Annotated in this window: 18 protein-coding genes and 3 riboswitches; of the genes, 9 read left to right on the top strand and 9 right to left on the bottom strand. The window is 69.7% G+C overall.

Translation table 11 applies throughout. From position 1 onward, the window contains the following. Positions 1-5: 5 nt before the first annotated feature. Both N7E59_RS08930 and gdhA read left to right on the top strand, forming a co-directional pair. On the top strand, positions 6-1343 hold the full coding sequence (locus N7E59_RS08930; protein ID WP_261624588.1) for an O-antigen ligase family protein: 1338 nt from the start codon (positions 6-8) through the stop codon (positions 1341-1343). Between the two features lie 51 nt (positions 1344-1394). Beyond that, positions 1395-2753 carry an NADP-specific glutamate dehydrogenase gene (gene gdhA, locus N7E59_RS08925; protein WP_261624587.1) on the top strand — a complete coding sequence of 453 codons (1359 nt, stop codon included), beginning with the start codon at positions 1395-1397 and terminating at the stop codon, positions 2751-2753. On the opposite strand, the gene N7E59_RS08920 is transcribed toward gdhA, so the two are convergent. The 5 genes from N7E59_RS08920 to acs are packed head-to-tail and all read right to left on the bottom strand — an operon-like array spanning position 2738 to position 8657. Continuing rightward, complete coding sequence (locus N7E59_RS08920; RefSeq protein WP_261624586.1) at positions 2738-4177, bottom strand: NtaA/DmoA family FMN-dependent monooxygenase; 1440 nt, start codon at positions 4175-4177, stop codon at positions 2738-2740. The two genes, gdhA and N7E59_RS08920, sit on opposite strands and share 16 nt — an antisense overlap. Positions 4178-4204: 27 nt before the next feature. Continuing rightward, positions 4205-4723 carry a flavin reductase family protein gene (locus N7E59_RS08915; RefSeq protein ID WP_261624585.1) on the bottom strand — a complete coding sequence of 173 codons (519 nt, stop codon included), beginning with the start codon at positions 4721-4723 and terminating at the stop codon, positions 4205-4207. Positions 4724-4732: 9 nt separating this feature from the next. Further along, positions 4733-5257, bottom strand: a complete 525-nt coding sequence (locus N7E59_RS08910; protein ID WP_261624584.1) for a CoA-binding protein — start codon at positions 5255-5257, stop codon at positions 4733-4735. Then, entirely contained in the window at positions 5254-6582 is a 1329-nt protein-coding gene (locus N7E59_RS08905) for an O-acetylhomoserine aminocarboxypropyltransferase/cysteine synthase family protein (RefSeq protein ID WP_261624583.1), read from the bottom strand. Before N7E59_RS08905 ends, N7E59_RS08910 begins: the two co-directional genes overlap by 4 nt. After that, positions 6579-8657, bottom strand: a complete 2079-nt coding sequence (acs, locus tag N7E59_RS08900; RefSeq protein ID WP_261624582.1) for an acetate--CoA ligase — start codon at positions 8655-8657, stop codon at positions 6579-6581. Before acs ends, N7E59_RS08905 begins: the two co-directional genes overlap by 4 nt. Positions 8658-8708: 51 nt before the next feature. Then, positions 8709-8806, bottom strand: a riboswitch (SAM riboswitch). 264 nt (positions 8807-9070) lie between these two features. Further along, a riboswitch (SAM riboswitch) is annotated at positions 9071-9196 on the top strand. A gap of 5 nt (positions 9197-9201) precedes the next feature. Here acs and N7E59_RS08895 point away from each other — a divergent pair. The 4 genes from N7E59_RS08895 (at position 9202) to N7E59_RS08880 (ending at position 12916) form a co-directional block, all read left to right on the top strand. Next, the gene (locus N7E59_RS08895) at positions 9202-10056 is read left to right on the top strand and encodes a methionine ABC transporter ATP-binding protein (protein WP_261624581.1); all 855 of its coding nucleotides are present in this window, start codon (positions 9202-9204) and stop codon (positions 10054-10056) included. Continuing rightward, on the top strand, positions 10056-10718 hold the full coding sequence (locus N7E59_RS08890; RefSeq protein ID WP_261624580.1) for a methionine ABC transporter permease: 663 nt from the start codon (positions 10056-10058) through the stop codon (positions 10716-10718). Before N7E59_RS08895 ends, N7E59_RS08890 begins: the two co-directional genes overlap by 1 nt. A gap of 186 nt (positions 10719-10904) precedes the next feature. Next, on the top strand, positions 10905-11657 hold the full coding sequence (locus N7E59_RS08885) for a MetQ/NlpA family ABC transporter substrate-binding protein (RefSeq protein ID WP_261624579.1): 753 nt from the start codon (positions 10905-10907) through the stop codon (positions 11655-11657). Next, entirely contained in the window at positions 11657-12916 is a 1260-nt protein-coding gene (locus N7E59_RS08880; RefSeq protein WP_261624578.1) for an acyl-CoA dehydrogenase family protein, read from the top strand. The genes N7E59_RS08885 and N7E59_RS08880 overlap by 1 nt, the downstream gene beginning before the upstream one ends. Here N7E59_RS08880 and N7E59_RS08875 read toward each other — a convergent pair. Continuing rightward, positions 12897-13736, bottom strand: a complete 840-nt coding sequence (locus N7E59_RS08875) for a hypothetical protein (RefSeq protein ID WP_261624577.1) — start codon at positions 13734-13736, stop codon at positions 12897-12899. The two genes, N7E59_RS08880 and N7E59_RS08875, sit on opposite strands and share 20 nt — an antisense overlap. A 49-nt stretch (positions 13737-13785) precedes the next feature. Beyond that, a riboswitch (SAM riboswitch) is annotated at positions 13786-13883 on the top strand. Between the two features lie 76 nt (positions 13884-13959). Here N7E59_RS08875 and N7E59_RS08870 point away from each other — a divergent pair. After that, a complete protein-coding gene (locus N7E59_RS08870) occupies positions 13960-15384 on the top strand; it encodes an LLM class flavin-dependent oxidoreductase (protein ID WP_261624576.1) in 1425 nt (474 codons plus the stop codon). Between the two features lie 47 nt (positions 15385-15431). Here N7E59_RS08870 and N7E59_RS08865 read toward each other — a convergent pair whose 3' ends face one another. Continuing rightward, positions 15432-15899 carry a hypothetical protein gene (locus tag N7E59_RS08865; protein ID WP_261624575.1) on the bottom strand — a complete coding sequence of 156 codons (468 nt, stop codon included), beginning with the start codon at positions 15897-15899 and terminating at the stop codon, positions 15432-15434. A gap of 191 nt (positions 15900-16090) precedes the next feature. Here N7E59_RS08865 and N7E59_RS08860 point away from each other — a divergent pair, with 191 nt between their 5' ends. Both N7E59_RS08860 and N7E59_RS08855 read left to right on the top strand, forming a co-directional pair. Beyond that, positions 16091-17482 carry an aspartate aminotransferase family protein gene (locus tag N7E59_RS08860; RefSeq protein ID WP_261624574.1) on the top strand — a complete coding sequence of 464 codons (1392 nt, stop codon included), beginning with the start codon at positions 16091-16093 and terminating at the stop codon, positions 17480-17482. A gap of 136 nt (positions 17483-17618) precedes the next feature. Further along, positions 17619-20183, top strand: a complete 2565-nt coding sequence (locus N7E59_RS08855) for an HAD-IC family P-type ATPase (RefSeq protein WP_261624573.1) — start codon at positions 17619-17621, stop codon at positions 20181-20183. Positions 20184-20198: 15 nt separating this feature from the next. On the opposite strand, the gene N7E59_RS08850 is transcribed toward N7E59_RS08855, so the two are convergent. Continuing rightward, on the bottom strand, positions 20199-21269 hold the full coding sequence (locus N7E59_RS08850) for a hypothetical protein (protein WP_261624572.1): 1071 nt from the start codon (positions 21267-21269) through the stop codon (positions 20199-20201). A 12-nt stretch (positions 21270-21281) separates the two neighbouring features. Continuing rightward, the gene (locus N7E59_RS08845; protein WP_261624571.1) at positions 21282-22238 is read right to left on the bottom strand and encodes an AEC family transporter; all 957 of its coding nucleotides are present in this window, start codon (positions 22236-22238) and stop codon (positions 21282-21284) included. Positions 22239-22286 lie beyond the last annotated feature (48 nt).

Below are 22286 nucleotides of genomic sequence, written 5' to 3'. Positions count from 1 at the left end.
GGACCGTGCGTCCCGCGTGGGCCCAGGAGCGTCGCGGCGGAGCTCTGCGTCGCCGCGACGCCGCCGCCGTGGGCGGAGCGCCGGGCTGTGAGTCGCCCCCGTCGCGGTGGAAGAGCCTGCGCGGAGCGTACTTCGCGGTCTACACGGCCTTCACCTTCGGTCTGACCGCGGCCGTGCTCATCCCTGTGAGCCCGGACGGCGAGGTCGGCGACAACACGCTCTTCTCCCTGGTGTGGATCGTGATGCACATGCTCTCGGTGCCCCTGCTGCTGACCGCCCGGCGGCTCGACGCCGTGGGCCTCAGCCTGGCGCTCGTCGTGGGCGGGTACCTGGTGGCCAGCACCCTGTGGTCGGTCTCCCCGGCGGATTCCCTCGTCTACGGAGCCATGGCCGCGGGGAACATCATCGTCGCCTATGTGCTGGCCACCGAATTCACGATGCCGCAGATCCTGCGCATGGTGCTCGCGGTGCTGCTGATCCTCGCCGTCGGAGGGATGCTGGCCCACCTGGTCGGCTACGACCAGGTGCTCGACCACGACACCCACGAACGCGAGAACTTCCTCGGCGGCCGGCGGATCCGCGGGCTGTTCACCCACAACATCATGGCCGGGTTCTACTGCGCCATCGGAGTGGTGCTGTCGCTCGCCCTGCTGCGGGGCCTCCGACGGGTGGCCGCGCTCGCGGTCTTCGCCGTCTTCGTCCTGCTCGCCGGTTCGGCCACCGGCCTGTTCCTGATGGTGGCGGCGGTGGTGCTCGTGCCGCTGGCCCGTGCGGTGGTGCCGCGGATCCCGCTGGGCCCACTGCTGACCGTGCTGGTGCCGCTGATGGTGGCCGTCGGTGCGCTGCTGTGGCAGCTGTGGACGCCGCTGATGGAGCTGCTCGGTCGGGATCCGACGATGACCGGCCGCACCACCATGTGGGAGTTCGGCTACTCGGCCATCGCCGAGCGGCCCCTGGTGGGCTGGGGGTTCAACGCCTACTTCCACACCTCCTACGGGGAAGAGCCGAGCCGCTACGTGCCGCAGTTCGTGGACTACGAGATCGCCCACTTCCACAACTCCTACATCCAGACGGCGGTGGATCTGGGGATCATCGGACTCATGATGCTCCTCGCCGTGCTGATCGCCGCCACGGCGAGGTCCTACGGCTTCGCCCGCACGCACGACGTCGACGCCGGGGTCGCCCTGGTGATGGTGCTGGCGATCTTCCTGATCGCCTCACCGACAGAATTCCTGTTCTTCAACTACAACCAGTTCGGCATGTTCATGCTGTTCGTCGCCTTCTTCGGGATGCTCCGACTGCGCCGGGCGACGTCTGCGGGGACGGAGCCGGTGCGCCGCTGACCAGCCTTGTTAGTGTGAGGGCGAGACGAGCTGCGGGGAAGGGAGACCCTCATGAGCATGACCACCGAGCACCTGGAGGCGGTCTACGACCAGGTCATCGCGCGCAATCCGGGCGAGGACGAGTTCCACCAGGCGGTCCGGGAGGTCTTCGACTCCCTCGGACCGGTGCTGGCGGACCACCCGGAATACGTCGAGGCTTCGGTCCTGGAGCGCATCTGCGAGCCCGAGCGGCAGATCACCTTCCGGATCCCGTGGGTCGACGACGAGGGCGGAGTCCAGATCAACCGGGGCTTCCGCGTGCAGTTCAACTCCGCGCTGGGTCCGTACAAGGGCGGACTGCGGTTCCACCCCTCGGTGCTGGCCGGCACCGTGAAGTTCCTCGGCTTCGAGCAGACCTTCAAGAACGCGCTGACCGGTCTGCCCATCGGCGGCGGCAAGGGTGGAGCCGACTTCGACCCCAAGGGCCGCAGCGACGGCGAGATCATGCGATTCTGCCAGTCGTTCATGACTGAGGCCTACCGGCACATCGGCTACGACCTCGACGTGCCGGCCGGGGACATCGGGGTCGGACCGCGCGAGGTCGGCTACCTGTTCGGCCAGTACAAGCGGATCGTCGGCCGGTGGGAGTCCGGAGTCATCACCGGCAAGGGCATCACGTGGGGCGGATCCCTGGTGCGCAAGGAGGCCACCGGCTACGGAACCGTGTACTTCACCGACCACATGCTGCGGGCGACCGGCCGCAGCTTCGACGGCGCCAAGGTGCTGGTCTCCGGCTCCGGAAACGTGGCCATCTACGCGATCCAGAAGATCCAGGAGCTCGGCGGTGTGGTGCTCGGCGCCTCGGACTCCTCGGGTTCGATCTACGACCCGGACGGCATCGATCTGGACCTGCTGCGTCGGATCAAGGAGGCCGAACGCGGTCGCATCGGGGAGTACGCCGAGCGCCGCGACGGATCCCGGTTCCTCGAGGACCGCAACGTCTGGGCGGTCGCCGAGGAGAGCGACGTCGACATCGCCCTGCCGTGCGCGACCCAGAACGAGCTGGACGCCGAGGACGCGAAGAAGCTGATCAAGGCAGGTCTCGTCGCCGTCGCCGAAGGGGCCAACATGCCGACGACCCCGGAGGGCTACCGGGCCCTGCGTGAGGCCGAGGTGCTCTTCGGTCCGGGCAAGGCCGCCAACGCCGGGGGAGTGGCGACCTCCGCCCTGGAGATGCAGCAGAACGCCTCGCGGGACACCTGGTCCTTCGACTACACCGACACCCGCCTGGGCGAGATCATGGAGAACATCCACTCGGCCTGTGCGGAGACCGCCGCCGAGTACGGCCGCGAAGGTGACTACGTGGCCGGGGCGAACATCACCGGATTCCTGCGCGTGGCCGATGCGGTCATCGCTCAGGGCGTGATCTGAGCCGACTCCGTCGCCGCCGCGGAGTGCTCGGTGAACGCGCCCCGGTACCGGGCGGCCGGGTGGGAGTCCGGCAGCCGGTCTGAGCCGGTGAGCGCACCGCGCAGCGTCTGCGGAGCCGCATCGGACCCCGGACTGGGGCGGGCCAGCCCGCGCTCACGCAGCACCGGCATCACGTGGTCGATGAACTCCGCGTAGCTGCCCGGGATCTCCGAGTTGATGATGTTGATCCCGTCGATGCCCGCCTCGCGCCAGGCGGCCAGCTCATCGGCGATCTGCTCGGGCGTGCCCACCACGCGGGTCGACTCGGCGCGGAACGTGGCCAGGTCACGCAGGGTGACCTGCCCGTTCGGCGCCATCCTCCGGATGTCGCCGAGGTGCCCCTGAGCGCCCTCGGTCTCGAGGTCGTCCAGCGGCGTGTCGATGGGCAGCCCGCCGACATCCACCCCCAGGCTCCCGGCAGTATGCGCGATGAGCGCATGGACGTCCAGGGACTCGTCGAGGTCGGCGGCCCTCTCCCGGGCCTCCGCCTCGGTGGAGCCGATGACGAAGGACAGTCCTTGGATGAACGCCACGTCCTCGGCCCGGCGCCCGCAGGCGACTGCCCGACGTCGCACGTCGGCGGCGTGGTCGGCGGCCAGGTCGCGGCGCGGAGCCATGGAGAAGGTCGCCTCGGCGTGGCGGGCGGCCACCTCCCGCCCCCGGTCCGAGGACCCGGCCTGGAACAGGTAGGGGGTCCGCTGCGGCGACGGCGACGACAGGTGCGGCCCCTCGATCTCGTAGCGGGAGGACCGGTGGTGGATCTTCGCGACCTTGGTCGGGTCGGCGTGCAGCCCCAGCCCGCGCTCATGCTCCAGCGTCTTGTCGGCCAGCAGGGCGCCGTCCTCCCAGGAGCCCTCCCAGAGCTGATACGCGACGTCGAGGTACTCCTCCGCCCAGTCGTAGCGATCTCCGTGGGCGGCCAGGCCCGCACCTCCGAAGTTGCGGTGGGCGTTCTCGGTGGCGGAGGTGACCACGTTCCACCCCACCCGTCCGCCGGAGAGGTGGTCCAGGGTGGAGAGCTGACGGGCGAAGGTGAACGGGTGGGCCTGGATCACCGACGACGTCATCGCCAGACCGATCCGGTCGGTGACCGCCGCCAGTGCAGAGATCAGCACCAGCGGGTCGTTGGCCGGAACCTGCAGGCCCCGGCGGAGGTGGGAGGCCCATCCGCCCTCATGGTCTCCGTAGACGCCCACGACGTCGGCGAAGAAGGCCAGGTCGAAGCCCGCCTCCTCGAGCCGACGGACCAGGTCGGTCCAGTGCCGCAGCTCGTTGAACCGATGCTGCTCGGCGGACTCCCGGCGCCACGCCCCGCCGATGATGTGGCTGGTGGTGTTCATCAGGAACGCGGACAGGATCAGGGGCTTCTCGGTGCGTGCAGTCATTGGCCCTCTCTCATCGGCACTCTGGTCTCAGGCGGACAGGTCCAGGGCGGCGAGCTCCTTGAAGGAGCTCTGATGGAAGACCATGCCCGCCGCGCCGGGGACGGAGCCCACGTCGGTGATCTCCAGGATGACGATGTCGTGGTCCCCGGCGCGGACCTCGTCGTAGATGCGGGTGGCCAGCCACATGGGGCTGGAGGGCAGGGTCAGGGCGCCCTCGTCGTCGACCGCGTAGTCGACCCCGGCGAACCGGGACTCCCGGTCCTTCGACGCCAACTGGCGGCACAGCCCGAACTGGTCCCTCCCCAGCACGCTGACACCCAGGGCCCGGGCCGGACGCAGCCGCGGCCACGTCTGGGAGGTGTGCTGGACGGCGAAGCTCACCAGCGGCGGCTCCAGGGACACCCCGACGGTGAAGGTCGAGGCGACCAGGGCCTGGGGTGCCCCGTCGATCTCCGCGCCGACGGCGACCACGCCCTGCGGGAAGTGCGAGAACGCCTCACGCAGGGCCAGCGGATCGAACGTCCGAGTGGTGTGTGTGGTGGTCATGGGTCCTCCTCAGATGTCGAGCTTCTGCCGGGCAGAGCTGATCACTCCGGTGTTGAAGCCGGCCAGGTGCAGCCCGCCGTGGAAGCGCGCGTGCTCGATCTTCAGGCAGCGGTTCTGCACCGCCTCGAGTCCGGCGTCCTTGGCCTGCTGGGCGGCCTCGGTGTTCTCGATGCCCAGCTGCATCCACACGGTCCGGGCTCCGACGGCGACGGCGTCGTCGACGATCCCCGGCACGTCCTGGGGCTTCCTGAACACGTCGACGATGTCGGGGGACTCGGGCAGATCGTGCAGCGAGGCGTAGACGGGGCGGCCGAGGATCTCGTCGACCGTCGGGTTGATGAAGTGGACCCGGAACGTCGAGGAGCTCAGCAGGTAGGTCGCCACGAAGTGGCTGGAACGCGAGGGCTTGTTCGAGGCGCCCACGATCGCCACGGACTCGGCGTTCGAGATCAGCTGCAGGCGGCGCACCGCCGACGGCGGCTCCCACAGCCCGTGCGGGTGGTCGGCACTCGCGGTCTCAGCTGGCGTGCTCATCGGTGGTCTCCTTCGTCACTCGGTGCGCCGGCGGGGACTTCGCTCAGGGCGACGTCCAGGGCCTGGTCGATGTCCCACAGGATGTCCTCGACGTCCTCGAGGCCCACGGAGATGCGGATGAGGTCCTCGGGGATGCCCGCGGCCTCGAGCTGGGCCGTGCTGAGCTGCTGGTGGGTGGTCGACCCGGGGTGCAGCACCAGGGTACGGACGTCTCCGACGTTGGCCAGATGGGAGGCCAGCTGCAGCGCTTCGATGAACCGTGCGCCGGTCTCGCGGCCGCCGGCCAGCCGGAAGCTGAACACCGAGCCCACCCCGAGCGGCAGCAGGCGCTGGGCCAGCTCGTGGTCGCGGTGTGAGGGCAGGCCCGCGTACTCGACGGAGAGCACCCGGTCGTCGGCCTCCAGGGCTTCGGCGATGCGTCGAGCGTTGGTGACGTGCTCGTCGATCCGCTGCGGCAGGGTCTCCACGCCCTGGATGAGCTGGAAGGCCGCCTGGGGGGAGAGCGAGGGGCCGAAGTCGCGCAGCTGCTCGGCGCGGATCTTCGTCAGGAACCCGAACTCGCCGAAGTTTCCCCACCAGCTGAGCCCGCCGTAGGAGTCCACCGGTTCGGTCATCTGCGGGAAGTTCCCGTTGTCCCAGGGGAACTCGCCGGATTCGACGATGACCCCGCCCAGGGTGGTGCCGTGGCCGCCGAGGAACTTCGTGGCCGAGTGGACGACGACGTCGGCGCCGTGCTCGATCGGTCGGTTCAGGTACGGGGTGGTCAGGGTCGAGTCGACGACCAGCGGGATCCCGCGGGCGTGGGCCGCTTCGGCCAGGCCGGGCAGGTCCGCGACGTCGTTGCTGGGGTTCGCGACCGTCTCGGTGTAGACGACCTTGGTGCGCTCGGTGATCGCCGCGGCGAAGTCGGCCGGGTCGGTGGAGTCGACGAAGGTGGTCTCGATGCCGAACCGGCGCAGCGAGACGTCGAGCTGGGTGATGGTGCCGCCGTAGAGCTTGGAGGAGGCGACGATGTGGTCTCCGGAGCCGCACAGCGCGGCGAAGACCAGGAACTCCGCGGACATGCCCGAGGCGGTGGCCACCGCCCCGATGCCGCCCTCCAGGGAGGCCACGCGCTCCTCGAACGCCGCGACGGTCGGGTTCCCGATGCGGGAGTAGATGTTGCCGTACTTCTGCAGTGCGAAGAGGTTCGCGGCGTCGTCGGTGTCCTTGAACACGAACGAGGTGGACTGGTGGATCGGCACCGCGCGGGTGCCGTAGACGGCGTCCGGCACGGCGCCGGCGTGCAGCGCGCGGGTGCGGAACCCGAACTGTCGGTCGTTCATCGTCTCTCCTGTGCGGTGGGGGTCGTCTCAGAGGTCGTCTCGGAGGTGGTCTCAGAGGTGGTCCCGGAGGTCGGCGCGGTGCCGCGTGCGCGGCAGATGTCCGCGATCACCGGGACGCAGGGTTCGTTCTGCAGGCTGGTGGTGTCGCCGAGGGCTTCGCCGTCGTGCAGCTGGGTCAGCAGCCGGCGCATGATCTTCCCGGAGCGGGTCTTGGGCACCTCGGGGACCGGGATCACGGTCCGCGGCCGGGCGATGGGACCGATGATCTCTCGGACGTGGGCGCGCAGCCCCTCGGTCAGCTCGTGTGCGGAGGCGGCGTCGGCGTCGATGCGCTCCGCGGCGGCGGACGAGAGCACCACGAAGGCGACGGCGGCGTGGCCGCTGACCCGGTCCTCGACGGGGCATACGCCGGCCTCGACGACGTCGGGGTGGGAGACCAGGGCGGATTCGATCTCGATGGTGGAGAGGCGATGACCGGAGACGTTGATGACGTCGTCGATGCGTCCCAGGATCTGCACGTCGCCGTCCTCGTCCACCTGGGCGCCGTCTCCGGCGAGGAACCACCCGCGGTCGGCGTACTTCTGCCAGTACGAGGTGTAGAAGCGGTGCGGGTCGCCCCAGACCGTGCGGGCGGCCGAAGGGAGCGGTGAGGTGACCACGATGCTGCCCTGCACATGCGGCGGGACGCGGTCTCCGGCGTCGTCGACCACGGCGACGGCGGCCCCCGGCATCGCCCGCCCGGCCCATCCGGGCTTCAGCCTGCGCCCGCCTGAGGGGTCGGAGTCCTCCGGGCGGGGGGAGAGCACCGCGGATCCGGTCTCGGACTGCCACCAGGTGTCGACCATGGGCAGGGCGGGTGCGCCGTCGGCGTCGACGGTGTCGCGGCCGAGCTGGGCACGCAGCCAGCGCCAGGCTTCGGGGTTGACCGCCTCGCCGACGGTGCCGGCCAGGCGGAGCGAAGAGAGGTCGTAGTCGGCGGGGATGCCCTCGGGGAACCATCCCATCAGGGAGCGCACCACAGTCGGAGCGGTGTAGTAGGTGCTGACGCCGTGGCGGGCGATGATCTCGAAGTGGCGTCCCGGATGCGGGGTGTCCGGTGTGCCCTCATAGATGACCTGGGTGGCACCGGCGGCCAGCGGCCCGTAGATCTCATAGGTGTGTGCGGTGACCCAGGCCAGATCGGCGGTGCACCAGTGGACCTCACCCTCGCGGCGGAGCGGATCCGGGTGTGCGAAGAGCCGCAGGTGGGTGAACAGCGCGCCGGTGAGGTATCCGCCGGTGGTGTGGAGCAGTCCCTTCGGTCTGCCTGTGGTCCCGGAGGTGTACATGATGAACAGTCCGTGCTCGGAGTCGAAGGCCTCGGGGGTGTGGAGGGGGGAGGCGGGCTCCACGGTCTCGTGCCACCAGAGGTCGCGCCCCTCGGTCCAGTCGACCTCGGAACCGGTGCGGCGGATGACGAGGACGTGCTCGAGGTTCCCGCCGTGCTCCGGTCCGGCTGCGGCGACGGCGGCGTCGGCGTTGGCCTTCACCGGGACCGCGCGGCCCCGGCGGAACTGTCCGTCGGTGGTGACCAGCAGCTTGGCGTCGGTGTCCTCGACGCGGAACCTCAGCGCCTCGGCGGAGAACCCGCCGAAGACCAGGGAGTGGACAGCGCCGATCCGGGCGCATGCCAGCGTGATGACCACGGTCTCGACCAGGACGGGGAGGTAGATCACCACCCGGTCACCGGGTCCGACGCCGAGGTCGGTCAGTGCGTTGGCGGCGCGGCAGACCTCGTCCCGGAGGGCGGCGTAGGTGACGTCCCGCCGGTCTCCGGGCTCACCCTCGAAGTGCAGCGCCACGGCGTCTCCCCGACCGGCGGCCACATGCCGGTCCACGCAGCTGACCGCGGCGTTGAGCCGGCCGCCGACGAACCACTCGTTCTCCGGGCCGGTCTCGGCCGCGGGGTCCGGCGGGGTCCACCGGTGGACGGCGTCCCAGGGGGTGTCCCAGTCGAGCAGCGCGGCGGCTCGGGCCCAGTGGTCGAGGCGCTCCTCTTCGGTGCGCGGGTCCGGCCAGGCGTGCACGTCGGCCATCAGAGGGTGCGTGGCTGCGGGGGCTGCGGTCAGCGACACAGGTTCAGATCACTCCCATCGGTCCCGGCGGTAGCACCCACCTGCGGGAGATCTCCCGTGGGTTGCTGCGGCGTCGTCGAGCCAGGTCTCTCAGCCGCTCTGGATGGTTCGTCCGCTCATCGTACGTCTGCGCTCCGGCCGGACACAATGCAGGTGTCGCCGTGTGACCCGGTGCGGTCGTCGCCGAGGCCCCGGAACCTCACGCCCGGCGACTCCGGATGGTTCGTCCGGGGACTCTCGGCTCGGACCGCAGCGACGGGCGATCCTCGTCACCGTGCGACTCTGCGGTCGAACATCTGTTTCTCCAGGTGACGACATATCGATGATCACCTTGACGAACCGATCGTCCCCGTGCATAAGCTGACAGAGCTTCGCAACCATCCAGAGCGACTGAGAGACCCGGCTCGACGACGTCGCAGCAACCTGCCGAGCGTGATCCGGCGGACCATCATCGTCCGCCTCCGACACGGCACAGGTGCTACCGCCGGGACCGATGGAGGACGCCATGATCTCACTGCGCCGTGTCAGTACCACGTTCCCCGGATCGCGGGGAAGACCACCCGTCACAGCGGTCGACGACGTCAGTCTCGACGTCGCTCGGGGCCGGATCCAGGGCATCATCGGATTCTCCGGTGCTGGGAAGTCGACCCTGCTGCGGAACATCAATCTCCTGGAGCGACCCAGCGCCGGAACGGTCGAGGTCGGAGATGTCCGACTCACCGACCTCGAGGCGGAGGAGCTGCGTCGCGCCCGACACCAGATCGGCATGATCTTCCAGGGATTCCATCTTGTGAACAATCTGACGGTGGCGCAGAACGTGGAGCTCGCGCTGAAGTTCGCCGGGGTGCGGGACCGTCGGGTCCGACGACGCCGGGCCTCGGAAGTCCTGGAGGTCGTGGACCTTGCCGCGAAGTCCACCGAGTACCCTGCGCGGCTCTCCGGCGGCCAGAAGCAGCGGGTGGCCATAGCTCGTGCACTGGCCCCCGACCCTCAAGTGCTGCTCTGCGACGAACCTACGTCGGCGCTGGACCCCTTCACCACGGCGTCGGTGCTGCAGTACCTGGCCGACGCGAACCGGGAGTTCGGCATCACCGTGGTGCTGGTGACCCATGAGATGGAGGTCATCAAGGCGCTCTCCGACGACGTCGCGGTCATGGAGGACGGTCGGGTGGTGGAGCGGTTCGCCGCGTCAGACCTGACCTCGGGGAGCTTCGAGCCGACCACCAGCATCGGCCGGTATCTGGTCGGCGACGGGATCCGCGTCGAGCGGGGGGCCGCGTCCGACGTCGACGTCGAGACGCTGCTGCGGCGGACCGACGAGCCCTCCGCCGACGGGACGCTTGCGGAGGTGAGGGGCTGATGGAACGCATCCTCGAACTGCGCGGCGAGCTGCTGGTCGCCATGCTGCAGACCCTGGCGATGGTCGGTGTGGCCATCCCCCTGGCTGTGCTCATCGGAACTCCGATCGGGATCTGGCTGTTCAACCACGCACCCGGCGGCATCGCCCCGCTGCCGAAGCGTCACGCAGTGGTCAGCGCGCTGGTGAATACGGTGAGGTCCTTCCCCTTCCTGATCCTGCTCATCGCGATCATCCCGTTCACGCGGCTGCTGGTCGGCACCACCGTCGGTACTGCGGCGGCGATCGTGCCGCTGACGGTGAACGCGATCCCGTACTTCGCCCGGCTGGTCGAACAGAACCTCACCCAGCTGGGGACCGGGGCGGTCGAGGCCTCCCGAGCCATGGGTGCGACCCGCGGGCAGATCATCCGCAACGTGCTGCTCGTCGATGCGAAGCCGGCCATCATCGGGTCGATCACGATCACCACCGTCAGCTTCATCTCCTACTCGGCGATGGTGGGGCTGGTCGGCGGAGGCGGCATCGGGGACTTCGCCATCCGCTACGGGTACTACCGATACGAGACCCCGGTGATGTTGGTGGCCATCGTCCTGATGCTCCTGCTCGTCACCCTCGTGCAGTGGGGCGGGACCAGGGTCTCCCGGCTCACCGATAAGCGCATCTGAACCCGCCGCGTCACACCTTTCGCCGCACCCCTCCTGAGAGAGAGCTGTCCTATGTCTGTTTCTGTGCCCCTCCCCGCGCGGGTCCCGCACCGCACCTTCTCCGTCGCCGGACCGATCCTGCTCGTCACCGCCGGGCTCACCGGCTGCGGCCTCACCGGCGCCGGCGATGACGATCGGACGATCAGCATGATCGTCACCGAGTCTGCACCGTTCCAGGAGCCGACCGAGCTGGTGAAGGAGCAGCTTGAGGAGGACGGGTGGACCTTGGAGACCACGTACGTCACCGACATCATCCAGCCCAACCAGGCCGTCGCCCAGGGGGAGTACGACGCGAACTTCTTCCAGAACATCAGCTATCTGGATCAGTTCAACGACGACCACGGACTCGACATCGAACCCACCTTCGCGGTGTATGAGGCACCGGGAGGCATCTACTCAGAGAACTTCGACACCCTTGACGAGCTCCCCGACGGCGCTCAGATCGCCATACCTGTGGATACCGCGAACAACGGGCGCGGCCTCAAGCTGCTCGCCGACGCCGGCCTGCTGGAGATCGACGACTCTGTCGAGGTTTCGGAGCTCTCACAGGCGGACATCACTGACAACCCCCGGAACTTGGAGTTCGTCGAGGTCGACCAGCAGTCAGTCGCCCAGAGCATCTCCGATGTCGACGCGGCCTTCGCCTTCGTGCGCCTCGCCGCAGAGATAGGCCTCGACGCCGAGCAGGCATTGGCCCTGGAGGGGGGCGATGTGGCCCTGCCGTTCACGTGCGTGGTCGCAGCGAATCCGAATTTCGCGGACACGGAGAAGGCTGAGGCGCTGCAGGACGCATACCAGTCGGATGAGGTGCAGGAATGGTTCGACCAGTATCAGGGCGGAGTGCTTGACACCGCTTTCGACGTCGACGTCGAACAGACCCGAAGAGAGAGTGAGAGCTGATGACACAGACGCAGGAGACCGTGCAGGCGGAGCTTCCCGAGGAGCTGCTCAAGGACGTCGCCGCGGGAGCGGTACGGCGCGAACTCGAGCGGGAGCTGCCCTTCGACGAGGTCAGAGCGCTCGACGATCACCGCTTCGGGGCACTCCGCGTCCCGGCTGATCACGGCGGGCCGGGAGTGACGCTGGAGGAGCTGATCACCGAGGTGATCCGACTGGCAGAGGCAGACTCCAACGTCGCCCACCTGTACCGGGGCCACTTCGGATTCGTGGAGTCGCTCCGTTTCCAACCCCGGGAGGTCCGCGACGAGTGGTACCGGCGTGTGCTCACCGGGACGACGGTGGGCAACGCCTCGACGGAGAAGGGAGGCAACGCCCTGGGAGATCTCAGCACCGTACTGTCACAGAAGCCTGACGGATCCTGGCGCCTCGACGGTGAGAAGTTCTACTCCACCGGCACGATCTTCTCCGACTGCACTCGGGTATCGGCCGCCCGTGACGACGGTCCCGGACGCCGGTTCGCCCTGGTCGCCGTCGACGCGCCGGGCGTCACCGTCGAGGACGACTGGGACGGATTCGGTCAGCGTCTGACCGGCACCGGGACCACCAGATTCGCCGACGTCGGGGTCGAACCGTTCGGCGTCCTGGACCGTGTGCCCGGTTCCCACGAGGCGATCCATGAGGCTGCCTTCTTCCAGCTCTACCTGCTGGCCGTGCAGGTCGGCGCGGCACGGGCCGCGCTCCGAGACGCCGTCGAGCTCATCCGCACCCGGAGGCGGACCTTCAACACCTCGGGTTCGGGTCGGCTGTTCCGTGAGGATCCCCTGATCCAGCAGATCGTGGGTCGGATGTCCGCCCGACTGTTCGCCGCAGAGTCCACCGTGTCGGAGGTCGCCCGAGTCCATGACCGCTCACTCGCCGCCGGTCATGCCGCGGGGACCCACACTCCCGGGTTCGCCGGTGAGGTGCCGACGGCCGTCTATGACAGCGAGATCGCGGTCGAGCGCGCGCACGTGGTGGTGCCGCAGCTGTGCCTCGACGTCGTCGGTGAGCTGTTCCAGACGGTCGGGGCGTCAGCAGTGTCCAGGTCCAAGGCTCTGGATCGTCACTGGCGCAACATCCAGACCGTGGCCACGCACAATCCGATCGTGTTCCGTGCCCGGTCGTTGGGGGAGTACGAGATCGACGGCACGACGCCCGAAGGCCTCAACGCCATCGGCGATGCCCCGACGGCGGCGTCGGTCAGCGGCTCGCGCGCCTGAGGAGCTTCTCCGCCAGCGCGCCGGCGGCGTCACGTCCCCGACCGATGTCCGGACGGTGGAAGGTGCGGATGTCCGGGGTCACGTCCAGGCCGGTCACCACCGCGTCGTCCGCGGATCCCAGGTCAGGGGTCAGGACATGGACCGAGGCGGCACCCAGGCCGGGGAGGGCGCCGACGGCGTCGGCGGCGAGCTCCCGCACGGCGGTCGTGAGCTGATCGGTGACGTCCACTGTGAGCCGCTCCTCCCCGTCGGCGGTGAAGATCAGACCCTGGTCGCTGTGCTCGAACGGCGGGGTGCGCAGCAGGCCGGCGACGACGTCGTCCCCGACGACGAGGATCTCCAGCTCGAGCGCGGAGCCTCCGGCCACGGAGCTCTCGGCGTCTCCGTCGTCGGAGCCGTCCTCGGTGTCCTCCTCGTCATCGTCCTCCGAGTCCCGATCCTGTGCCTTCTGCGGGGGGTCCTCCGGGTCCGGCACGGCGACGTCCGCGTGCCGGAGGAAGCGAGGCAGCAGCTTCGGGTCCCCGGCGATCCGGCGGGACTGTTGAGAGACCAGTGTGGTCAGGGAGCCCTGCATGCCTCCGATGACGAAGCCGGCGAAGCGGAACAGCAGGTGCCCGGGCATCACCTCTTCGGTCTCCACATGACGCCGGCGCAGCGCCTCCCGCAGGAGATCCTCTGCGCCGGCCTCGGCGTCGTCGGGCGACCGGTCACCGGCCGGCTCCGGCGTCTCGGCGAGCACCGCCGAGAGTGCGCGGACGAGCGGACCTGCGGACTGCGGGACAGCGGCGGCCGACTCAGGAGGGTGCTCAGAGGTGGGCATGCCCACCACGATATCCCGCAGCCTGCGCAACAGGTGTAGGCTGACCCCGCAACCATCCAGAGCGGCTGAGAGACCTGGCTCGACGACGCCGCAGCAACCCACGGGAGATCTCCCGCAGGTGGGTGCTACCGCCAGGACCGATGGAGGTCCTCCCGGAACGGCGTCGTGCGACGCGCCCGTTCCTGCGGTGCCCTTTATCGGCTGAGCATCTGCAGGAGGAGATATGACCGAGACGCAGCCCCAGCCGCAGTCCCAGCCCGCCCGCACCGAGTCGGGTCGAGAGATCCTGTTCAACGCCTTCGACATGAACTGCGTGGTCCACCAGTCCCCGGGACTGTGGCGCCATCCCGAGGACCGCGCCCGCGACTACAACACGCTCGGATACTGGACCTCTCTGGCCCGGACCCTCGAGCGCGGTCTCTTCGACGGACTGTTCATCGCCGACGTGCTCGGACCCTACGACGTGTTCGACGCCTCGCCCGACGCGGCGCTGCGGTCCGGGGCCCAGATCCCGGTGAACGACCCGTTCCTGCTCGTCTCAGCGATGGCCGCGGTGACCGAGCACCTCGGATTCGGCCTGACCGCCGGCACCGCCTACGAGCACCCGTACCCCTTCGCCCGTCGGCTGGGCACCCTGGACCACCTCACCGGCGGCCGCGTCGGCTGGAACGTGGTCACCGGGTACCTGCCCGCGGCCGCGCAGAACATGGGCCAGGACGAACAGATGGAGCACGACCGCCGCTACGACCACGCCGACGAGTACATGGATGTGGTCTACAAGCTGCTCGAGTCCTCCTGGGAGGACGACGCCGTCGTCGCCGACCGGGAGCGCGGGGTGTTCACCGACCCGTCGAAGGTCCACCGCATCGAGCACGAGGGCGAGTTCTTCCGGACGCCGGGGATCTCCGTGGTGGAGCCCAGCCCGCAGCGCATGCCCGTGGTCTACCAGGCGGGAGCCTCCACCCGTGGACGCGCCTTCGCGGGGCGGCACGCCGAAGCGGTGTTCATCAATCCGCCCACCAAGGTGCTGGCGAAGGCTTCGGTGCAGAAGATCCGTCAGGCCGCCGTCGACGCCGGCAGGGACGCCTACGACGTCCGCATCTTCGCGATGCAGACCGTGGTCACCGGGGCCGACGAGGCGGCCGCGCAGGCCAAGTACGACGACCTCGCCCAGTACGTGGACCCCGAGGGCGGTCTGGTGCTGATGTCCGGGTGGATGGGGATCGACCTCTCCGAGTTCGACCTCGACCAGCCGATCGGCGACGTCGAGTCCAACGCCATCCGCTCCACCGTGGAGACCTTCCAGAAGGCCTCGGGTCGGGAGGATGAGGCGTGGACGGTGCGTCAGCTGGCCGAATGGGTCGGCGTGGGCGGATTCGGTCCGGTGATCGTCGGCGACGGCGCCTCAGCCGCACGCCAGCTGGTCGAATGGCAGGACGAGACCGACGTCGACGGGTTCAACCTGGCGTACCACATCACTCCGGGCACGTTCGAGGACATCGTCGAGCACGTGGTCCCCGAGCTGCAGCGGCTGGGGCGGTACAAGACGGAGTACACGCCCGGCACCCTGCGGCAGAAGCTCTTCGGTCGCGGCGACCACCTGCCCGAGGACCACTACGGCGCGCAGTTCCAGCTGCGCCGCCGGTGAGGCGAGGAGCGCGACGGTCCGGGTGACGACGGCCGCGCGCCGGGGCCTCAGTTCCCCGTCGCCGGCCGTCCGCCCTCGTCGGCCCAGTCGCTGCTGGAGTCGGCGTCGCCCAGTCCCGGGTCGGAGACCGAGTCGGCCTTGACCGCGGGGGCGAGCCGCTCGCCGGGGTCACCCTTCTCCGCGCCGCCCACGGACGCCGCGGCCTCATCGGAGTCGTCTCCGCGCCCGACCTTCTCGGCGATCCGCTCCTTGGCGTCGTCGGCCGCCTCGGAGGCCTTCCTCTCCGCGGACTCCGCAGCAGAGGAGACGGCGCCCTTCGCCTGATCGGCCACGTCGTGCGCCACACGGTTGGCCTGGTCGCCGACCTTGTGGACGGCGTCCTGGACCTTCGGGTCGTTCCAGGTCTCTCGGGCGGTGCTCTTGATCCGGTCGAGGCCCTTCTGGCCCTGCTTCGCACCGACCACGTAGCCCACGGCGGCGCCTGCGGTGAAGGTGAGCATTCTGAGCAGCTTCATGGTGATTCGGCTCCTCCGTCGAGTGGTGCGCGGTCTCTCCGCGCCCCCGTTGTGCTCGGTCGCCCAGGTCAGGGCGTTCCTGTCATGAATGTAGTCGTCCGACGACGCGATGTCACCAGGTTCGGCTCTGGCATCTCCCTCGGGGCGGCGGTCTAGGATTGTAGGGACTGAGGTCACATCGAGGAGGTCGTATGAGTCATCACCAGCAGTACGTCGGAACCCGGGATCCGCGGATCAGCGACGCCGCCGTCGAACGCGGACGCCGCGCCTATGAGCTGGACAGGTCGCACGTCTTCCACTCGTGGAGCGCCCAGCGGAAGTTCGACCCGATGACGGTCCTCGACGCCGACGGCTCCTGGATCTGGGACGGTGAGGGCCGTCCCCTCCTCGACCTCAGCGGGCAGCTCGTCTTCACCAACATCGGCCACAAGCACCCGCGCGTGGTCCAGGCCATCCAGGAGCAGGCCGCGACGCTTCCGACCATCGCCCCGCAGCACGTCAACGACGCCCGCTCCGAGGCCGCGCGTCTGATCACCGAGCGCCTGCCGGAGTCGATTCAGCACGTGTTCTTCACCAATGCGGGGGCGGAGTCCAACGACCACGCCGTGCGCATGGCCCGGCTGCACACCGGTCGTCACAAGATCCTCTCCAGCTACCTCTCCTACCACGGCGCCACCCGGCTGACCTCCAACCTGACCGGTTCCCTGCGCCGGGTGGGCTCGGACCAGGCGATCGACGGCGTCGTCCACTTCCATCCCGCCTACACGTACCGGTCGGCGTTCGGGTCCGAGAACGACGAGCAGGAGTCGGAGCGCGCCCTCGCCCACCTGCGCGACACCATCGAGCTCGAGGGTCCCTCCACGGTGGCCGCGGTGATCCTCGAGGCCGTCCCCGGCACGGCGGGCATCTTCATGCCCCCGCCCGGCTATATGGCCGGGGTCGCGGAGCTGTGCCGCGAGCACGGGATCGTGCTGATCATGGACGAGGTCATGGTCGGATTCGGACGTGTGGGGGAGTGGTTCGGACACCAGCTGGCCGGCATCTCCCCGGACATCGTGACCTTCGCCAAGGGGGTGAACTCCGGATACGTCCCGCTGGGCGGGGTGGCCATGAGCGGGGAGATCTACGAGAGCTTCGCCGAGACCCCGTACCCGGGCGGACTCACCTACTCGGGCCACCCGCTCGCCTGTGCCGCGGCCGTGGCCACGATCAACGCCATGGAGGAGGAGTCCATGGTGGAGAACGCGCGCCGCATCGGCGAGGAGATCCTCGGTCCGCGGCTGCGGGAGATCGCGGAGAAGCACCCGAGCGTCGGGGAGGTCCGCGGCGCCGGTGCGTTCTGGGCGGTGGAGCTGGTCAAGGACCAGGAGACCCGCGAACGCCTCGCTCCCATGGGTCAGGCGGCTCCGGTCATGGGACGGATGATGGCCGAGGCCAAGTCTCGCGGGCTGCTGATGTTCACCGCGGAGAACCGGTTCCACCTGTGCCCGCCGCTGAACATCTCCGACGACGACCTCCGCTTCGGCCTCGACGTCCTCGACGAGGTCCTGCGGCTGGCCGACGAGGAGGTTGCGGGAGGCTGAGGCTCAGCTCACCCGAACATCCTCCTGAAGACTGAGGCCGGGCCCCGCTCCTCCCCATAGAATGACGGAGCGGGGCCCGGTCCGTCCGCGGGATCCGGGCTCCGCCGTCCCTGAGCCCACCGGAGGAAGCCGCCCCGTGACCGTCGAGTCGACCGAGATCCGTCCCCCGGCGGGGCGGCGGTCACCCATCGACAGGGCTGCCGTGGAGGCCGGCGGACTGACCTCGGTCCAGGTGGCGGAGCGGCAGCGGCTGCACCTGGTCAACGTCCAGCGGCAGACCACCTCCCGCTCGCTCGGCGAGATCCTCCGCACCCACCTGATGACCCTGTTCAACCTGATCATCGGGATCTGTGCCCTGGTCATCGTCCTGCTGGGCCGCTGGCTCGACCTCCTGTTCGCCGTCGCCGCGGTGGCCAACGTCATCATCGGTCTCGTCCAGGAGTACGGCGCCAAGCGGAAGCTCGACGCCATCGCCCTCCTCCACCAGGACACCATCCGTGTGCTGCGCGACGGCGTCGTGGTCGAGATCCACCGGGAGCAGATCGTCCTCGACGACGTCGTCGAGCTCCGCCGCGGGGACCAGGTCCCGGCCGACGGGATCATGCTCTCCTCCCGCGGTCTGGACATGGACGAGTCGATGCTCACCGGCGAGTCCCACCCGGTGCCCAAGCGCCGCGACGACTTCGTGCTCTCGGGCACCGCCGCATTGGCGGGCACGGGTCGGTTCCTGGTCACGGCGGTGGGTGAGGAGGCCCGTGCGGCGAAGATCGCCCAGGAGGCTCGGCGGTTCCGCAAGATCAACTCGGAGCTGCGCAGGGCGCTGGAGCGCGTCGCGTTCTGGGTCTCGATGGTGCTGATCCCCATCGCGGCGGTGGTCGCCAACGGGCAGATGCAGGCCCACGGCGGGTGGGCTGCGGCCTGGGAGTCCGGTCTGTGGCGCGACGCCCTGGTCACGGCGGTCTCCTCGATCACGGCGATGGTGCCCCAGGGGCTGGCGCTGATGACCACGATCGCCTTCGCCGTCGCCGCGCTGAAGCTCGCCCGGCACAAGGTGCTCATCCAGGAGCAGCCGGCGGTGGAGATCCTCGCCCGCGTGGACGTGGTGTGCCTGGACAAGACCGGCACCCTGACCGACGGCACCGTCGCCTTCGACGACGCCGAACCGTTGGATCGGTTCGGACGCTCGGCCCGGCGCCCCCGTGATCCCAGCTCCACGGCCGTGGGAGGGACGGCGCCGTGGGAGCAGGTGCTCGCCTGGTTCGGCGCCGACGAGCACGCCAACCCCACCGCCGCCGCCCTGACGCAGCGCTACTCGGCGCTGCCGCGCCACTGGGCCGCCCACCAGGTGCAGTTCTCCTCGGCCCGCCGCTGGTCCGCGGTGACCTTCGCCGACGACGCCGGCGAGCTGGCCGGGCACTGGGTGCTCGGTGCCGCGGATATGCTGCTGCCCTCGATGGACGCCCGCACCGTCGACGTCGACGGGGTCCGGCGACGCACCGAGCAGCGGGCCGCCGCCGGGCTGCGCACCATGGTCCTGACCCACGCCCCGCTGGAGGGCCCGCTCGCGGCCTCCTCGGGCGGGCTGACCGGCCCGCTGGGGCGCGGGGACCGCCTGCCGGCCCAGCTGTCACCGGTGGCCGTGCTGACCTTCAAGGAGCGGGTCCGTCCCGACGCCGCCGCGACGCTGCAGTACTTCCGGGACCAGCGGGTGTCCCTGAAGGTCATCTCCGGGGACAGCCCGCGCACGGTGGCGGCGGTGGCCCGCGAGGTCGGGATGCAGGTCGAGGGCGACGGCGTCGACGCCACCACGCTGACCACCGAGGAGGGGCTGCGTGAGGCTGTGGAGACCCATTCGGTGTTCGGCCGGGTCACCCCGGACCAGAAGCGGGACATGGTGGTCGCGCTGCAGGAGCAGGACCATGTGGTCGCGATGACCGGCGACGGCATCAACGACGCCCTGGCCCTGAAGCGCGCCGACCTGGGGATCGCCATGGGGAACGGGGCTCCGGCGACGAAGGCCGTCTCCCGCATGGTGCTCCTGGACGGGCGGTTCGACCGTCTGCCCTCGGTGCTCGCCGAAGGCCGGAAGGTGATCGCGAACGTCGAGCGCGTCGCCCGGCTGTTCCTGACCAAGACCGCCTATGCGATCATCCTGGGCGTCTTCTTCGGTCTGATGTTCTGGCAGTTCCCTTTCCTGCCCCGGCAGTTCTCCACCGTGGACTTCCTGATGCTCGGGTGTCCCGCGTTCTTCCTCGCCCTGATGCCCAACGCACGCCGCTACCGCCCCGGGTTCCTCCGCCGATCGCTGATCTTCGCAGCGCCCTCGGCCGCGGCGATCTGCCTGGCGGTGATCGCTGTGAGCTGGGCCGGACGCCACTTCGACGCACCCGCGTCCGAGATCCAGACCGCGACGACGCTGACCCTGCCCGCCGTCGGGCTCTGGGTCCTCAGCGCGGCCCTGCGCCCGATGACGTGGCCGCGGGCGGGCCTGATCGCCGGCATGTACCTGCTGCTGGCACTGGTGCTGCTGGTGCCGATCTCCCAGCAGTACCACCTGTTCGTCCTGCCCGGCGCGGAGCTGCTGGCCGCCTCGGTGATCGCGGTGCTGATCGGCTGCGCGCTGGTCGAGCTGGGATGCCGGTGGCAGTCGCGGCGGGTGGAGCTGGAGCCCCTCGACGAGGCTCCGCCGGCCCGGGGCTGAACCGACGGGTGATCCTCAGTCGTCGGCGGTCTCCCCGTCCGCACCCGTCACGGCGATGCGCAGTTCGTCGCCGACCGGCTCCACCTCCACGTCGAGGGAGAAGTCCGATTCGAAGCGCTCGTTCAGCAACGACCCGTCGAAGTGGTCGAGCGCCTCGAAGTCGAGCTCTGCGGTGAGCGACTGCGTCCCCTCGACCTCCCAGCCGTCGTCGCCGAGGGCGACGGTGAGGTCGGAGATGTCCGGCATCGTCCAGTCGATGGTGTCGGGGTCGACCTGGTGCGGGGTCGCCGCGCCCATCGGGCAGCCGGAGGGCATGAGCACCTGCTGGTCGGCGCACTCCTGCAGGTATGACTCCACCTGCTCGCGCACCTTCTCCTGCGCCTCCTCGGAGGGCTCCACGTCGAGCTGCACGGTGTCCTCGGAGTCGTCGAGCACCAGGTGGTCCGCGGACCCGTCGACCCACGGCCCGTCGGCCTCGATCACCGCGGCGGTGGGGAGGAACGCGGCCAGCCGCACCGACCCGTCCTCCAGGTCCACCGGCTCGCCGTTGACCGTGATCCGCTCGACCCCCGCCGCACCGGACTGGGGGACGTCCACCTCGAACTCGCCGACGACCTCCTCGGTGATCTCCCACCGGTCGAAGAGCATCCACATGGTCTCCCCGCTGTGGACCGGGACCTCGACCGCGTGCTGCTCGTCGTCATAGGTGAAGGTCAGCGTCGGCTCGCCGTCGTCGTCGAGGCTCAGCTGGTCGAGGCGTTCGGTGGACTTCTCCAGCGCATCGCCTCCCAGCAGGCCGGCGTCGGTGGGCGGGTCGGTCTCGTCGAACTGCGAGGCCAGGTCCTCGTGGGCGGAGTCGGAGAGCAGTCCCAGCGCCTCGCCGCCCCTGCCGGAGGTCAGCGCATCCACGTACCCCTCGGCGGCGGCCTCGGCGCTGTACACCTCGGTGCGGACCCACCACACGGCCAGGACCGCGAGCACCACGGCGAGGATGAGGGCGGCTCCCCAGGCCGCGGCGACTCCGCCCAGGCGGGACCCGGAGGGGCGGGCTCCCGTCGGGTGGTCGTCGTCGTGAGGAGGGGTCATCCCGTCAGCAGATCACATCAGCAGGGCGGAGACCACCAGCATCGCCGGAATTGCGAGAACGGTGGTGATCAGGACGGTGTCGCGGGCGATGATCTCGCCGGATTCGTAGCGGATCGCGGCCACCAGGACGTTCTGCGCCGTCGGGAGGGCGGCCATCACCACGGCGGCCAGCAGCTGGTGTCCGTCCATGTCGAACAGCAGCACGGCGAGCGCATAGGCGATCAGCGGGTGTATGACCAGCTTCAGGAACGAGGCGAGCAGGACGTCGCGGCGTCGTCCCGAGGTCTTGGACAGGGGACGGGAGCCGACCAGGGACAGGCCGAAGGAGATCAGCATGAGCGGGATGGACGCACCGGCGACGATCTCCACCGACTCGTGGATCGGCTGGGGCAGGCTCCATCCCCGCCAGGAGAACAGCAGTCCGAGCATCGCCGCGACGATCATCGGGTTCAGCGCGGTGCGCGCGATCTGTCCGATCATGACCCGCGGTGCCGGGCGCACCCGTCGTCGGGCGCCGGTTCCGACGGCGAGGAAGTCCATGGCCGCGACGTACACCGGGGTGTAGAGGGCCAGCTGGAAGACCAGGATGGGGGCGGCGAAGGCGACGTCGCCCAGGACGTAGGCGGCGATCGGGAAGCCGAGGTTCGCCGAGTTGACCAGGGACGCGGAGAGTCCGCCGATCACCCTCTCACCGCCGTCGCGGCGGCGCAGCACGGGGCGGCACAGGGCGAGGAACACCAACCCGGTGGCGAAGGCCCCGAGTGCGGCGATCGCGAACTGGGGGCCCAGCACCTGGGTCAGCGAGGCGTCGGAGACGGCGATGAACAGCAGACAGGGCGAGGCCACGAAGAAGGCCACCCGGCTCAGCACCACACGCGACTCTCGGCCGAGGACGTCGAGCCGGCCCAGGACGTAGCCGACGCCGATGATCAGCCAGATCACCGTGAAGCCGGACAGCACCGCCTCCATGGACGCTCCTGTCTCTCGCGCGGGCTCGGTGGACCCGCACCACCTTAC

It is taken from the genome of Nesterenkonia marinintestina (assembly GCF_025420485.1).
GTDB lineage: Bacteria > Actinomycetota > Actinomycetes > Actinomycetales > Micrococcaceae > Nesterenkonia > Nesterenkonia marinintestina.
The sequence above is the reverse complement of the archived record's forward strand: the minus strand, read 5'-3'. Positions and strand labels throughout refer to the sequence as shown.